Genomic DNA, 15,469 nt, shown 5'->3' on the forward strand with positions numbered 1-15,469 from the left:
ATTTTGATTATTCCGCCTGTTTGCATCCATCAGGTGTTATAAACCAACGAACTTATTATTTTAATCAAGAAGATATTTCAAAGGTGCTTTTTGAAGGTTATATTAATCAAGATGAAAAAAATATGCAGCAGATTTTTGAAATAGAGGCTCCGAACATTTCGTATCCGCATTTTACTATTGAAGAGTTTAAAGATTAGTGAAAAATAAAAAATCACTAAATATTTTTCATTGTTAACAGATATGAATAAGATTTTTCAACTAAAAGGAGAGATGATTAATATGAAAAACTAATTATTCTCTTGCTTAAGCGCTTATATTTGATTTAGATAAGCAGCACAAACAGATTAGCTGAGGTAAAATGATATAGAGGTTATAATGAAAAAAGGAAAATCGAAACAAGATCAGCTGGACGAGTTACATCGTCGTCAGTATGAACTGCAACATAAAATAGATGATTTGGATGTTGAATATCGTCAGTTTAAGGTGACGCGGGAAGAGGTGATGTTCTCACAAGGCAGCGCCCTATTTCACTTTAAGAACTTGTTGGATCTAGGGGTGACATCATCTCATTCAGCTTTCTACCATTATCTTTTAGATGATATTGAGTTGACTACACGGACTTTGGAAGTTGACTTTGAGGAAGAGGACAAAGCGATTAAGAAACGTTACCAAGCTTATCAAACACAATTAACTGCTCTGCATGATCAGCGTAAAAAGTTGGAGCGGGATAAGCAATAAATTGATAAATTTTTAGCTCAAAATTTCAGCAATCTAAATTCACTAACAGAAAGGAAGTATATGTAAAGGTAAATTACGCTAGAAAGTCGAGGAAATGATGAAAAAAATACTATTGGTGGTTCTGGTGCAGGGTTTGGCTATCTTTGTGATTACTGGTCTGCTTTGTTTATTTATGAGAGGGGATTTTTTCTTCCGTGCCTTGGCGCCGATTTTTGGTCTGGCAGCGGGAGGTTTTCGCTTCTTGACGGCCATGGTGACAAGAGCATTTGCGCCTAGTCTCTATGAGGATAGCAAGAAAAAGGAATAATCTATTCAGTTGGTCTGGGGTCTTTGCCTCAGGCCTTTTGTCATAAATGCCAGCCTCAGTCATGTGGAGCTTTAATATTTTTCAGAAAAAGAACGGACAGAAGGGCTTTCTTAGGCGCTTTGTGGTAAAATAGTAACAGAATTAAAAATTTGGAGAGTAAAGATGAAACGTTCTATGTATGCTGGGCGTGTTCGCAAGGAGCATGTTGGTCAGGAAGTCACTTTGAAGGGCTGGGTAGCCCGCCGTCGGGATTTGGGAGGTCTGATTTTCATTGATTTGCGCGACCGCGAAGGCATTATGCAGCTGGTCATCAATCCTGAGACAGTGTCTGCAGAGGTCATGGCAACCGCAGAAAGCCTGCGCAGTGAGTTTGTGCTGGAGGTGACAGGCAAGGTAGCTGCGCGTGAGCAGGCTAATGACAAGCTGGCAACAGGAAGCGTGGAGCTGCATGTGGAAAGCCTGACTGTCTTAAATACAGCCAAGACGACACCTTTTGAAATCAAAGACGGCATCGAGGTGAATGACGATACGCGTTTGCGCTACCGTTATCTGGACTTGCGCCGGCCAGAGATGTTAGAAAACTTCAAGCTCCGTGCCAAAGTGACTCACTCTATCCGCAATTATTTGGACGAGTTGGAGTTCCTCGATGTGGAGACACCCTTCCTATCTAAGTCAACGCCAGAAGGGGCGCGTGATTACTTGGTGCCTAGTCGGGTTCATCAAGGGCATTTTTACGCTCTGCCTCAGAGTCCGCAGATTACCAAGCAGCTCTTGATGAATGCTGGTTTCGACCGTTATTACCAGATTGTTAAATGCTTCCGTGACGAGGACTTGCGCGGTGACCGTCAGCCAGAGTTCACTCAGGTAGACTTGGAGACTTCTTTCTTGTCTGATCAGGAGATTCAGGACATTACAGAAGGTTTGATTGCTCGTGTCATGAAAGAGACCAAAGGTATTGATGTTTCTCTGCCTTTCCCGCGTATGAAGTATGATGATGCCATGGCTCTTTATGGGGTTGATAAGCCTGATACTCGTTTTGAAATGTTGTTGCAGGACTTGACAGAGCTTGTCAAGGGAGTTGACTTCAAGGTCTTTTCAGAAGCTCCAGCTGTCAAGGCAATCGTGGTGAAAAATGCTGCAGATAAATACTCTCGTAAGGATATCGACAAGCTAACAGAGCAAGCAAAACAGCATGGTGCTAAGGGTCTTGCTTGGGTGAAGGTGACTGATGGTGAGCTGTCTGGTCCAGTTGCTAAGTTCTTGACAGACTTGACAAGTCAGTTGACAGAAGCTTTACAGCTTGAAAATAATGATTTAGTTCTCTTTGTGGCTGATACTTTGGAAGTGGCAAACGCTGCTTTGGGAGCTCTTCGTGTTCGTTTGGGTAAAGAACTGGACTTGATTGCTCCTGATACATTTAACTACCTTTGGGTAGTGGATTGGCCCATGTTTGAATGGTCAGAAGAAGAGAACCGCTACATGAGCGCCCACCATCCTTTCACCCTGCCTCAGAAAGATTCTGAGCAAGAGCTGGAAGGTGACCTGAGCAAGGTACGGGCTGTGGCCTATGATATCGTCCTCAATGGCTATGAGTTAGGCGGTGGCAGTCTTCGGATTAACCAGAAAGACTTGCAGGAGCGGATGTTTAAGGCGCTTGGTTTCTCAACTCAAGAAGCTACTGAGCAGTTTGGCTTCCTTCTGGAGGCTATGGACTATGGCTTTCCACCGCATGGTGGCTTGGCTCTGGGCTTGGACCGCTTTGTGATGCTCTTGGCTGGTGAAGAAAATATCCGCGAAGTCATTGCCTTTCCAAAAAATAACAAGGCTTCTGATCCAATGACACAGGCCCCTAGCCCGGTGTCGGTCGCTCAATTAGAGGAATTAAGTTTACAAGTGGAAGCACATGAAGAAGACTAATTTTTATAAACTCTTTCGCTATTATGTCCGTAGGTTTGCTTATAATTTTAAGATTTTGCGGTCTTTAAAGAGTATCTCGCGTGAGAAGTACGATGAGAAGATTTCTGCCTCGCTTGTCTATGCCTTTTTGTCGGCTGTCGCAGTCAATTTCTTCTTTCAGCCGGGGCATGTTTATTCCAGCGGGGCGACTGGTCTGGCGCAGGTCATTACTGCCCTTAGTACTCGTTTCTTCGGCTTTACCATTCCGGTTTCTGTGACTTTTTATGCTATCAATATTCCGCTGATGATCTTGGCCTGGTACCAGATTGGGCATAAGTTTACCATTTTTACTTTTATCACGGTGACCATGAGCTCGCTTTTTATCCAGTTTGTGCCGGAAGTGACCTTGACGGATAATCCCATCATCAACGCCCTTTTCGGCGGTGTGGTCATGGGAGCGGGGATTGGCTTTGCTCTTAAGTCCAGTATTTCCAGCGGCGGGACTGATATTGTCAGTCTGACTGTTCGGAAAAAAACAGGCCGGAATGTCGGGAATATTTCCTTGATTGTCAATGGAATTATTATGCTGATTGCGGGCCTGACCTTTGGCTGGGAGTATGCGTTGTACTCTATGATTACTATTTTTGTGTCTAGCCGAGTGACGGATGCGGTCTTTACCAAGCAGAAGCGCATGCAGGCTATGATTATCACCAGCCATCCGGATAGGGTGATTGATAAGATTCACAACAAGCTGCATCGTGGGGCGACAGTAATCCATGGCGCCGAGGGAACTTACAATCATGAGCAAAAAGCTGTTCTGGTGACAGTTATTACCCGAGCTGAGTTTAATGAATTCAAGCAAATCATGAAAAATACGGATCCAACTGCCTTCGTCTCCGTCGCAGACAATGTCCATATCTTGGGACTCTTTGTGGAGGAGTGAAGATATTCATTGGGTTTGGGAATGCGAAACAATATAGTTGGGAATTTGTGCTTAAAAAAGTTTTGCGATAGGAGATTAATATGCGGTAGGACAATAGTCCCACCGCTTTCTATTCTCTATGGTGGAGGGTGGAAATCTCAAGTAAGAAAGGATATATAAATGCAGGAGATTTTCAGACTATGACGACTTATAAAAAAATCATGAATATCGCCTTGCCGGCTATGGCGGAGAATTTTTTGCAGATGCTCATGGGAATGGTCGACAGCTATCTGGTGGCCAGTCTTGGGCTGATTGCGATTTCCGGTGTCTCAGTGGCTGGCAACATCATTACTATTTATCAGGCAATCTTTATCGCTCTAGGGGCTGCTATTTCCAGTCTCATCTCCAAGACTCTGGCTCAGGGAGACAAGGAGCGTCTGGCCTATCATACAGCCGAGGCTATCAAGCTGACTTTATTTCTGAGTCTTCTGTTGGGGCTGATTTCCCTGCTCTTTGGCAGGCAGATGCTGGACTTTCTAGGGACAGAAAAGGCAGTGGCTGAAGCAGGCGGTCTTTATCTGGCTTTGGTTGGAGGGACTATTGTCTTACTAGGCTTGATGACTTCTTTTGGAGCTCTGGTTCGGGTCACACGCAATCCAAGAGTTCCCATGTATGTCAGTCTTCTAACCAATGTCCTCAATGCCCTCTTTTCCGGTCTGGGGATTTACGTCTTTCGGCTGGGTATTGTCGGTGTAGCGTTGGGGACGGTGCTGGCTCGTTTGGTCGGTGTGCTGATTCTCTGGCGGGAGCTGGATTTTTCCACAATCCGCTGGCGCTGGGGCTTAGATGGAGAGCTCTTGCGTCTGTCTCTGCCGGCTGCTGGAGAGCGGCTCATGATGCGGGCGGGTGATGTAGTTATTATCGCCATTGTGGTCGTCTTTGGGACGGACGCAGTAGCGGGGAATGCCATCGGTGAAGTCCTGACGCAGTTTAATTATATGCCAATCTTCGGGGTTGCGACAGCAACAGTTATGCTGGTAGGCCATGCAGTAGGTGAGGGAGATATGCAAGAGGTCGGTCTGATTCGTCAGCGGACCTTCTGGTTGTCTTTTGCTTGCATGCTGCCCGTGGCTCTAGGAATTTTTGCTTTTGGTCGGCCGCTGACCTTGCTCTATACGGATAATAGCGGAGCTATCACAGCCAGTCTTTCGGTCATGCTTTTCTCTTTGCTGGGAACTCCCATGGCAGTCGGAACCGTGATTTACACCGCCATCTGGCAGGGGCTGGGGAATGCCAGATTGCCCTTTTATGCCACGACCCTTGGCATGTGGCTGATTCGCATCGTTGTAGGTTACTTGCTGGGAGTGACCTGTGGCTTGGGTCTGCCGGGGGTCTGGACTGGGATGCTCTTGGACAATGGCTTCCGCTGGCTGTTTTTAAAGATTTTATTTGACAGGAAAATGAGGAAAATCACATGACGAAAGCGTTTATTTGGGATTTGGACGGCACCTTGCTGGACTCCTACGATGCTATTTTGGCGGGGATTGAGGAAACCTATGCTCACTATGGTTTGGACTTCAACAGGGCTAGTATCCACAGCTATATCCTAAAGCACTCTGTGCAGAAGCTCTTGGAAAAAGTAGCGTCTGAGAAAGGTCTGGATGCTGCCGAGATGAATACCTTCCGTGGAGCAAGCCTAAAGGAGAAGAATGCTCAGGTTCATCTGATGGGAGGAGCTGCGGATATACTGGCTTGGGCTGAAGAGCAGGGCATTGCCCAGTTCGTCTATACCCACAAGGGAATCAATGCCCATCAAATCTTGCAAGACTTGGGTATTCATGACTATTTCACAGAAATCATCACAACAGCCAACGGCTTTGAGCGCAAGCCCCACCCAGAAGGTATCGATTATCTGCTTGAGAAATATGGCCTGGACAAGCAGGAAACCTACTATATCGGTGACCGGACCCTGGATGTGGATGTCGCCGTCAACAGTGGCATCCAGAGCATTAACTTCTGTGACTACCGACCAGAAATCAATCAGAAGATAGAGAAGTTGGTGGACATCAAGCAATTATTTACAAGATAAAAAGCAGACCAGAACTGATCTACTGTCAGTCTAGCCTGCTTTTTCTTTTACATATGCTCAATGTGAAGTTCTAGCAAGAACTCAAGAGCCTCGGGAGAACAGTTCTTTTTTTCAATAGGGAAGCTGACATTTGGTCCCAACATGATATAAAAATCTTCCTTAGTATGAAAAACTTTGACGATGTCATCATAGCTATAAAGAAACTCTCCTCGTTTGCTTTTTACAGAAAATTTATCTTTCTCAAATATAAGAGTTTGCTCCATATCCTTCCAGAAAGGAGTTTTTTGATAGGCTCTCTTTATCTGATAATTCATGCCAAAATACATTGCTGAGAATGTCACCAAAGATATAAATAGCATGGTAAAGAAAGAAAAACGCTTCAGGTTGTCAGGTAGGAAGATTAGATAGAGAGACAGGATTCCTATCAAAATGAACAGATTCAGCAAAAATCTTTTCCCGCGTAAGAAAACAGACCAAGCAAATCGTTGATACACTTCTTCAGTCACAAGAGTTGGAATGGTTATTGGGAACATGCTTCACCTCCTAGTTTTTATTATTATACCATACAGGAATTATTAAAATCACTTTTAAATTTTCCACACCGCCTTTTCTGTCTTTGTCGGCCTTTCGTGTTATAATAAACCTATGGAAAAAAAGAACAAATTATTATTAATCGATGGTTCGTCCGTTGCTTTTCGCGCTTTTTTTGCGCTTTATAATCAAATTGACCGTTTCAAGAGTCCATCGGGCCTGCATACCAATGCCATTTATGGCTTCCACCTTATGCTCAATCATCTCTTGGAGCGCGTGCAGCCGACCCATGTCCTAGTAGCTTTTGATGCTGGCAAGACGACCTTCCGAACCGAGATGTACGCCGACTATAAGGCTGGTCGGGCCAAAACACCGGATGAGTTTCGTGAGCAGCTGCCTTTTATTCGTGAAATGCTGAAGCACCTAGGCATTCACTTCTACGATTTGGCTCAGTACGAGGCGGATGATATCATCGGAACCTTGGACAAGATGGCTGAAAAGACAGCTGTTCCTTACGATGTGACCATTGTCAGCGGCGATAAAGACTTGATTCAGCTGACGGATGACAATACCGTGGTGGAGATTTCCAAGAAAGGCGTGGCCGAGTTTGAGGAATTTACCCCTGCCTACCTCATGGAAAAGCTGGGCATCACGCCAGAGCAGTTCATTGACCTCAAGGCGCTGATGGGCGATCAGTCAGATAATATCCCTGGCGTGACCAAGATTGGTGAGAAGACTGGCCTAAAGCTCCTCTTGGAGTATGGTTCTTTGGAAAATCTGTATGAAAATATTGATCAGCTCAAGGCTTCCAAGATGAAGGAAAATCTGATCAATGACAAAGACAAGGCCTTCTTATCTAAAACCCTAGCTACTATCAATACTCAGGCTCCGATTGAAATCGGGCTGGATGATTTGGTTTATAAGGGTCCTCAGATAGAGGCCCTGAGCAAGTTCTATGACGAGATGGGCTTCAAGCAGCTCAAGGCTCAGCTAGGAACTGGTCAAGAGCCGGTAAAAGTCAAACCAATTGAATTTACCAAAGTGACTGAGGTCACAGAGGATATGCTGGCACCAGAGCAATTTTTCTATTTTGAAATCTTGGGCGACAACTACCATAAGGAAGAGATTGTCGGTCTTGCCTGGGGCGATAGCCGTCAGATTTATGTCGGCGCCAGCGATTTATTGCAGCAGCCTCTCTTTCAGGAATTTTTGACAAAAACAGCTCTGAAAACCTACGACCTCAAGCGGATCAAGGTACTGCTTAGTCATTATGGCATCGAACTACCAGCAGCCTCCTTTGATGCTCGTCTAGCCAAGTATCTGCTTTCGACGGTCGAGGACAATGAGCTGGCGACTATTGCTCGCCTCTACGGCCAAACAATTCTGCCGACTGATGAGGAGGTGTATGGCAAGGGAGCCAAGCGCGCTCTGCCGGAGCAAGAGTTGCTCTTTGAGCATCTAGCTCGTAAGGTTCAAGTACTGCTGGAAACAGAAGAGCCAATGCAAGAACAGCTCCGTTCCCACGATCAGCTGGATTTGTTGCTTGAAATGGAGCAGCCATTGGCCTTTGTCCTAGCCAAGATGGAGATTGCAGGAATCAAGGTTGAGCGGGAAACCCTGCAGGGCATGCAGGCGGAAAATGAAAAGACGTTGGAAAGTCTGACGCAGGAGATTTATGATCTGGCTGGTCAGGAGTTCAATATTAACTCACCGAAACAGCTGGGAACCATTCTCTTTGAAGATATGGGGCTGCCACTAGAGTACACTAAAAAGACCAAAACGGGCTACTCGACAGCGGTTGATGTGCTGGAGCGTCTAGCTCCCATTGCACCGATTGTGTCTAAGATTCTCGAATACCGTCAAATCAGCAAGCTACAGTCCACTTATATCATCGGCCTGCAGGAGGCGATTGCGGCTGACGGCAAGATTCACACTCGCTATGTTCAGGATTTGACTCAGACGGGACGCCTGTCCTCGGTTGACCCGAACCTGCAGAATATCCCCGTTCGTTTGGAGCAGGGGCGCCTCATTCGCAAGGCCTTTGTGCCAGAGTGGGCAGATAGCGTACTACTCAGCTCGGATTATTCCCAGATTGAGCTGCGGGTGCTGGCTCACATTTCTCAGGACGAGCATCTGATTGCTGCCTTTCAGCATGGAGAAGACATTCACACGGCTACCGCCATGCGGGTCTTTGGTATTGAAAAGGCAGAGGATGTGACACCTAATGACCGTCGTAATGCCAAGGCTGTCAACTTCGGAGTGGTCTATGGCATTTCCGACTTCGGTCTGGCCAATAATTTGGGAATTTCCCGCAAGGCTGCCAAAGACTATATTCAGACTTATTTTGAGCGTTTCCCAGGAATCAAGAATTATATGGAAACCATCGTCCGCGAAGCGCGTGATAAGGGCTATGTAGAGACCATTTACCATCGCCGTCGCTCCTTGCCGGATATCAATTCCCGAAACTTTAACATCCGAAATTTTGCGGAGCGCACAGCCATTAACAGCCCGATTCAAGGCTCCGCTGCAGACATTCTCAAAGTCGCTATGATTAATCTGGATCGAGCTCTGGCTGAGAAGAATTTCAAGTCTCGCATGCTCCTGCAGGTTCACGATGAAATTGTGCTGGAAGTGCCAAATGACGAGCTAATAGCCGTCCGCCAGCTAGTCAAAGAAACCATGGAAGCGGCGATTGAGCTAGCCGTTTTACTAGTGGCTGATGAAAATGCCGGCCAAACTTGGTACGAGGCAAAGTAAGATATCAAGGGCGTAAAACACAAAGTGAAAATAGAAAGCTGACATAGCATTCGATGAATGCAAGGAAGCTTATCTTTTTCACATGGTGTTTAGCTCGGATTCAGTTAAGAAGCAAATACTGCAAAACTATCTAGCTTTATTATGAATGAGGAGGAATCCTATGACTTATCATTTTCAAAATCCCAGTGATGCCATTGTCAAGCATTATCTGGGAAACAGCAAGGTGATTGCTGTTGTTGGCTTGTCTGACCGCGAAGAAACGACCAGCAACCGTGTGTCCAAGGAGATGCAGGAGCGGGGCTATCGCATTATCCCAGTCAATCCTCGTGCAGCGGGCGGTCAGATTTTTGGCGAGACTGTTTATGCCAGTCTCAAAGATATTCCTTTTCCGGTGGATATTGTCGATGTATACCGCCGCAGTGAGTTTTTGCCGGATGTGGCACTTGATTTTCTGCAGACGGATGCTAAGATTTTCTGGGCTCAGTTGGGCTTGGAGAGTGAAGAGGCTGAGCAGATTTTGCGGACAGCCGGTCGGGATGACATTGTCATGGATCGCTGCATTAAACGCGAGCATACTCGCTTGATTCTGGGCGAATAAGATGGCCAAGTTAGTCATCATTCGTGGTAATTCCGGCTCTGGCAGGTCTAGCCTGGCCAAAAAATTGCAGACTCACTACGGCCGAGGAACTCTCCTGATAGCGCAGGATACGGTTAGACGGGACATGCTCAAGGAAAAAGTTGAGCCAGGAAATTTATCTATTGACCTGACGGAAACACTGGCTTGTTTCGGCTACGAACATGATTTGCTGGTTCTGGTAGAAGGATTTTATGAGACGGACATTTACGGACAGATGCTAGAGCAGTTGAAAAAGCTCTTCGCTCCGCAGGTCTTTGCTTACTACTATGACCTATCCTTTGAAGAAACAGTCCGCCGCCATGAAGCGCTGGTGGAAAGACCGAGACTTCTTAGGCTGGGAAGAGGAATCCTTTTTCACAGATGAGGATTCACTAGAGGTAGCCTTTGATAAAATCTGCTCTGCCCTTGACAGGCCAGACTAAAATACTAAATAAAAAAACAACTCACAAGCTTAGGACAAAGAGTCCCGTGCCTGTGGGTTGTTTTCTTTTGAGCTTGCTTTTTCTTTTTTCAACTCTTCGTAGAAGAGAATGTAAGCAGTCGCTGTATAAGGGAGAACCATAATATTCAGTACACCGTAAGTCATTCTGGCCAGTAAATTCCAGCCGATGAAGCTCAGATCCAGCATAAATAGCTTCCCCTTGTAGCCCTTCATGAGCTTCCGACTTTGACGGATAGCAGAGAAAGCTCCCAGATAGGTGTCAGTCTCAAGCTGGTCATATAGGATCAGCTCTGCTTGAGAATATGCGTAGTACTGAGGAACGGTGATGCCTAGACCAACCAATATCAAGAGGCTTCCCAGTAACATACCAGGGGTGTATTGAAGAATCTGTTGTCCCGCCTCGCTTTGAGCAGTCAGCACAGTATGGGCAGGAAGTTTTTCCGAAATATTGAGAATCTTATAAGCATTGAAGACGGACAGAAGACTCCCGCAAAATATAGGAAGATTCCAAAGGAAAAGCAATAGCTGCTTGAGCAAAACGGTTTTGAAAACAGGTGTGAAGTTCTTGCTCGTAAAAAGATGCCCAATATCTGAAAAGCGAACCTCATCCTTTTTCTTGCGGATGACGGTTATCATGGTGTAGCTGGCAGAAAGCAGCAGGAGAGACGTGATAAACTGGATGGTCGTCGGAAAAAGAGTTCGGCTAATCAGAAAATATATGAACTGGCTGAAGGTCAGGTCGGAAACGGAGTCTCTTAGATTCCCAATAAGGGAAAGCAAGATGTTTAGGATACCGGCAAGAGTCGGGGCCGCAAACAAAAGAAAAATCCCCCTCGTTTGACTGCGGACGGTACGAGCCTGAGCTCTGATGTTACTTAGATTCATAATTCCTCCATACTGATTTGTCTGTTACATTATACCATACCCCGTGACAGATAGAAGTTTTTTTGGTAAAATCATACGGTATCTTGTGAGCCCTTGCTGCTTATTATATAGAAGAAAAATCGCTGGGACTGTTTATCCCAGCAGGAGGAAACATGTCAACATCACCGATTCAGTATCATTTGATCAAAAAAGAAAAGCACACAGGTGCTCGTTTGGGAGAGATTATCACGCCTCACGGGACTTTTCCGACACCTATGTTTATGCCAGTTGGGACCCAGGCGACGGTCAAGACCCAGTCGCCAGAAGAACTCAAGCAAATGGGTTCAGGTATCATCTTGTCTAATACCTATCACCTCTGGCTGCGGCCGGGCGATGAGCTGATTGCCCGCGCAGGTGGCCTGCACAAGTTCATGAACTGGGACCAGCCTATTCTGACGGATAGTGGCGGTTTTCAGGTATATTCTCTAGCTGACAGCCGCAATATAACAGAAGAAGGAGTAACTTTCAAGAACCATCTCAATGGTTCCAAGATGTTCCTGTCACCCGAAAAGGCCATCTCTATTCAGAACAATCTGGGCAGTGACATTATGATGTCCTTTGATGAGTGCCCGCAGTTCTACCAGCCTTATGACTATGTCAAGAAGTCCATTGAGCGGACTAGCCGTTGGGCAGAGCGTGGCCTCAAGGCCCACAGCCGTCCGCACGACCAAGGTCTCTTTGGGATTGTTCAGGGTGCTGGGTTTGAAGATTTGCGTCGTCAGTCTGCTCAAGACTTGGCCAGCATGGATTTCCCAGGCTACTCTATCGGAGGATTGGCTGTCGGAGAGTCTCACGAAGAGATGAATGCAGTGCTAGACTTCACAACGCCTATGCTGCCTGAAAACAAGCCCCGCTATCTCATGGGAGTTGGAGCGCCGGATAGCTTGATTGATGGCGTTATCCGTGGCGTTGATATGTTTGACTGCGTCCTGCCGACTCGGATTGCCCGAAACGGTACCTGTATGACCAGTGAAGGACGTCTGGTGGTTAAAAATGCTCAGTTTGAGGAAGATTTCACGCCGCTGGACCATGATTGTGATTGCTACACTTGCAGCAACTACACGAGGGCCTATATCCGCCACTTGCTTAAAGCGGACGAAACCTTTGGGATCCGCCTAACCAGCTATCACAACCTCTACTTCTTGGTAAACCTTATGAAGAAGGTGCGCCAAGCTATCATGGATGACAACTTGCTAGAATTCCGTGAAGACTTTATTGAGCGCTACGGCTACAATAAATCCAGCCGAAATTTCTAAGAAGCTCCATTTGAAAGGAAAAGCCATGTCCGATGAAGAAACATTGCTGGAAAGATTGACAGCGTATCTGTCAGACGACCCAAAACATACTATACGTATATACGGTCATGGGGCTTCAGGCAAGTCAACTTTTGCTCGAAAACTCCAACTAATATTGGGTAAGAGACGAGCCAATCTGCTGGCAACAGATCCTTATGTAATTACTGGGGAGTATCGAGATTTGCTCAGTTCCAAAGATTTCCCTCATCAAAAAGTAACAGCCTGTCTCCCAGCTGTTCATGAGCTCGGGAGTCTGGAGCGAGATATTTGTGCCTTGCAGTCTGGTCTGGATATTCTGACCATTGGCACAGCTTGGTCGCCTAGCTTGCGCTTATCAGCCCAAAAACCAAATTTAATAGTAGAAGGCATGTCGGCTGCCTTTTTGCCTGAAAGTTTGTTTGATTTGTCGATTTGCTTTTACACGGATGATCAGACCGAGTTAGAACGCCGCTTGGCTCGGGACGTGGCTGTGCGAGAGCGCAGGCCAGAGTGGATAGAGCAAACGCATCTAGCTCGACGAGAGCAATATAGACACTTTTATCAACCCTATCTAGCAGCTGCAGACCTTGTCATCTGCCAGTCGGGCAAGGACTTTCGCATCGAAAAGGACAGCCCTTTGCTATAAAACAAGTAGCCAAGGATGAATTTTCATTTTTTATCTCACTGATGTGCGTCAGTGGGATTTTTCTTTCTATTCAAGGCTAGGTCTATATAGTAAAATAGATAGAGTGTTTTGTTATTTTGACAGAAATCATTAGTTTTTTGGGTTAATTACGCTAAATATATAAAAATCAAGGAGTATATCATGAAAAGAATGACTACAAAGGCTATTTTGGCAACAGCTCTAGTTTTGATTCTGCAAGGTTGCAGCCAGCAAAAGGCGGTAGAAAAGCCAAAAACATCTGCTAGCCAAAGCCAATCTGTATCATCTAGTCAAGCTAGTTCTTCTAGTGAAGCGAGCTCTTCCAGCAGCCAAGAAAAATCGGTAAAGTCTGATGAGGAATCTTACCAAAAGGTTTTTGAAGACTATCGTTTGCTTTTGTCAAGCAATAGCTCTGATACTCAAGCAGCAGAAAATCTCCGAAATCAGCTGCACTTCCCTCTAGAATACTGGACGGTAGATAATATATTAGCGCAGCCAGATGCCCTTGCCTATAGTTTTCACGACCTCAATGGTGATGGGCAAAAGGAGCTTTTGGTTGGAGCTAAGTTTGGAGAAAATCCATACCACTTAGTATCTCTTTATTACCTCAAAGGTCAGGAGCCAGCCTTGTTGGGAGAGTCGCATGCAGCCAGTGTCGGAGGTTCTAGGGTAACTCTCTTTGTTTACCGAGATGGCCATGTCTTAAGCTCTCACTGGCATTCCGGAAGCGGAAACGGTCAAGCAACCCTTTATCAGCTGTCTAATCAGAAACAGGAACCCGAAATCCTTCAGCAAATTGATTTCACAAAGACTGCAGATGCTGGCGAAAGCCAATTTGGTCTTAGTCAAGCTGACCGCTTAGATATGGATAGTTTAACTTGGAAGAAATTCTAATAAAAATCAATCCGGAATAAAATCTATAAAGTTGCTTTCAAAGCAGCTTTTTTCCATATCTTAAGCCTGATTACTTCCATTAATAAGGTGAACTTTTCGAGTTGAATTGAAGAACAAGGCATAGTTGTCAATAGAGAAAACACTTTCATAAAAAATTATCCTAAAAATCTTTAAAAAATTACTCAAATCCCTTGCAATGACTGGTTCTTTGTGTTAAGATACTATGGTGCTGTAAAAATACAGCGTGTAGCTTTGATGCAAGAGGTTGCGACACGCTCGGTTGCATTGCCACGCAATTGCCTGTCGGTTTTCTTGTGGAGCTAGCCTATTATCTTAAATAGACGAAAAGGAGAAAAAGATGGCAAACAAAAAAATCCGCATCCGTTTGAAAGCTTACGAACATCGTACACTTGATACAGCGGCTGCAAAAATCGTAGAAACTGCTACTCGTACTGGTGCTGAAGTTGCGGGTCCAATCCCACTTCCAACTGAGCGCAGCCTCTACACAATCATTCGTGCGACTCACAAATACAAAGACTCTCGCGAACAATTTGAAATGCGTACTCACAAACGCTTGATCGACATCATCAACCCAACTCAAAAAACAGTTGACGCTTTGATGAAATTGGATCTTCCAAGTGGTGTGAACGTAGAGATTAAACTTTAATCTAAAGTTTGTTCTAAACCAGAGCATGAAAAACGCTCGTTAAAAACTTTTTGAAAAAAATATAGAAAAGGAAACATTTTCTCATGACAAAAGGAATCTTAGGGAAAAAAGTGGGAATGACTCAAATCTTCACTGAAGCTGGCGAATTAATCCCTGTAACTGTTGTTGAAGCAGCTCCAAACGTTGTTCTTCAAGTTAAAACAGTTGAAACAGATGGTTACAACGCAGTTCAAGTTGGTTTTGATGACCTTCGTGACGTATTGAGCAACAAACCTGCCAAAGGCCATGTAGCGAAAGCTAACACAGCTCCTAAGCGCTTCATTCGTGAATTCAAAAACATTGAAGGCTTGGAAGTAGGAGCAGAAATCACTGTCGATACATTCGAAGCTGGTGATGTTGTTGATGTAACAGGAACTTCAAAAGGTAAAGGTTTCCAAGGTGTTATCAAGCGCCACGGCCAATCTCGTGGTCCAATGGCTCACGGTTCACGTTACCATCGTCGTCCTGGTTCAATGGGACCAGTTGCGCCAAACCGCGTTTTCAAAAACAAACGCTTGGCTGGACGTATGGGTGGCAACCGTGTAACGATTCAAAACCTTGAAATCGTACAGGTTGTTCCAGAGAAGAACGTTATCCTGATTAAAGGTAACGTACCAGGTGCTAAGAAATCTCTTATCACTATCAAGTCAGCAGTTAAAGCTGGTAAATAATAAAGAAAGGGGAAATC

16 protein-coding genes and 1 pseudogene are annotated in these 15,469 nt (G+C 45.3%); 15 read left to right on the plus strand and 2 right to left on the minus strand.

Annotated features, from left to right (window positions below):
- The 7 genes from D8886_RS09595 to D8886_RS09625 all read left to right on the plus strand — a co-directional run.
- Positions 1-197, plus strand: a 197-nt coding sequence (locus tag D8886_RS09595; protein WP_125435368.1) for a DUF4176 domain-containing protein, incomplete at its 5' end; no start/stop codon positions are given.
- A 178-nt stretch (positions 198-375) separates the two neighbouring features.
- On the plus strand, positions 376-738 hold the full coding sequence (locus tag D8886_RS09600; RefSeq protein WP_125435369.1) for a hypothetical protein: 363 nt from the start codon (positions 376-378) through the stop codon (positions 736-738).
- Between the two features lie 94 nt (positions 739-832).
- Positions 833-1,045, plus strand: a complete 213-nt coding sequence (locus tag D8886_RS09605; RefSeq protein ID WP_125435371.1) for a hypothetical protein — start codon at positions 833-835, stop codon at positions 1,043-1,045.
- A 162-nt stretch (positions 1,046-1,207) separates the two neighbouring features.
- Positions 1,208-2,962 carry an aspartate--tRNA ligase gene (gene aspS, locus D8886_RS09610; protein ID WP_125435373.1) on the plus strand — a complete coding sequence of 585 codons (1,755 nt, stop codon included), beginning with the start codon at positions 1,208-1,210 and terminating at the stop codon, positions 2,960-2,962.
- Positions 2,949-3,884, plus strand: coding sequence for a YitT family protein (locus tag D8886_RS09615; protein WP_125435375.1), 936 nt, complete (start codon positions 2,949-2,951; stop codon positions 3,882-3,884). Before aspS ends, D8886_RS09615 begins: the two co-directional genes overlap by 14 nt.
- Before the next feature lie 179 nt (positions 3,885-4,063).
- Entirely contained in the window at positions 4,064-5,341 is a 1,278-nt protein-coding gene (locus D8886_RS09620) for an MATE family efflux transporter (protein ID WP_125435377.1), read from the plus strand.
- Positions 5,338-5,952: an HAD-IA family hydrolase gene (locus tag D8886_RS09625; RefSeq protein ID WP_125435378.1), complete on the plus strand. Its 615-nt coding sequence runs from the start codon at positions 5,338-5,340 to the stop codon at positions 5,950-5,952. The genes D8886_RS09620 and D8886_RS09625 overlap by 4 nt, the downstream gene beginning before the upstream one ends.
- Positions 5,953-5,999: 47 nt before the next feature.
- Here the strand turns inward: D8886_RS09625 and D8886_RS09630 are convergent, their stop codons facing one another.
- Positions 6,000-6,485: a YcxB family protein gene (locus D8886_RS09630; protein WP_125435380.1), complete on the minus strand. Its 486-nt coding sequence runs from the start codon at positions 6,483-6,485 to the stop codon at positions 6,000-6,002.
- A 112-nt stretch (positions 6,486-6,597) separates the two neighbouring features.
- On the opposite strand from D8886_RS09630, the gene polA reads away from it, so the two are divergent.
- From polA to D8886_RS09645, 3 genes and pseudogenes are all read left to right on the plus strand, one after another.
- Positions 6,598-9,240, plus strand: coding sequence for a DNA polymerase I (gene polA, locus D8886_RS09635; protein ID WP_125435381.1), 2,643 nt, complete (start codon positions 6,598-6,600; stop codon positions 9,238-9,240).
- A gap of 160 nt (positions 9,241-9,400) precedes the next feature.
- Complete coding sequence (locus tag D8886_RS09640; protein WP_125435383.1) at positions 9,401-9,838, plus strand: CoA-binding protein; 438 nt, start codon at positions 9,401-9,403, stop codon at positions 9,836-9,838.
- Position 9,839: 1 nt separating this feature from the next.
- Positions 9,840-10,299: pseudogene (locus D8886_RS09645) on the plus strand (kinase).
- Positions 10,300-10,328: 29 nt separating this feature from the next.
- Here the strand turns inward: D8886_RS09645 and D8886_RS09650 are convergent.
- Positions 10,329-11,204 (minus strand): DUF975 family protein, encoded by an 876-nt coding sequence (locus tag D8886_RS09650; protein WP_125435385.1) that lies wholly within the window; start codon positions 11,202-11,204, stop codon positions 10,329-10,331.
- A 152-nt stretch (positions 11,205-11,356) separates the two neighbouring features.
- Here D8886_RS09650 and tgt point away from each other — a divergent pair, with 152 nt between their 5' ends.
- The 5 genes from tgt (at position 11,357) to rplC (ending at position 15,452) form a co-directional block, all read left to right on the plus strand.
- Positions 11,357-12,499: a tRNA guanosine(34) transglycosylase Tgt gene (gene tgt / locus D8886_RS09655; RefSeq protein WP_125435387.1), complete on the plus strand. Its 1,143-nt coding sequence runs from the start codon at positions 11,357-11,359 to the stop codon at positions 12,497-12,499.
- Between the two features lie 25 nt (positions 12,500-12,524).
- A complete protein-coding gene (locus tag D8886_RS09660) occupies positions 12,525-13,163 on the plus strand; it encodes a uridine kinase family protein (RefSeq protein ID WP_125435389.1) in 639 nt (212 codons plus the stop codon).
- A 180-nt stretch (positions 13,164-13,343) separates the two neighbouring features.
- Positions 13,344-14,075, plus strand: a complete 732-nt coding sequence (locus tag D8886_RS09665; protein ID WP_125435391.1) for a hypothetical protein — start codon at positions 13,344-13,346, stop codon at positions 14,073-14,075.
- A 358-nt stretch (positions 14,076-14,433) separates the two neighbouring features.
- On the plus strand, positions 14,434-14,742 hold the full coding sequence (gene rpsJ / locus D8886_RS09670; protein ID WP_002894478.1) for a 30S ribosomal protein S10: 309 nt from the start codon (positions 14,434-14,436) through the stop codon (positions 14,740-14,742).
- Positions 14,743-14,825: 83 nt separating this feature from the next.
- The gene (rplC, locus tag D8886_RS09675) at positions 14,826-15,452 is read left to right on the plus strand and encodes a 50S ribosomal protein L3 (RefSeq protein ID WP_002894479.1); all 627 of its coding nucleotides are present in this window, start codon (positions 14,826-14,828) and stop codon (positions 15,450-15,452) included.
- Positions 15,453-15,469: the final 17 nt, after the last annotated feature.

This window comes from Streptococcus sanguinis, from assembly GCF_003943655.1.
Lineage (GTDB): Bacteria > Bacillota > Bacilli > Lactobacillales > Streptococcaceae > Streptococcus > Streptococcus sanguinis_F.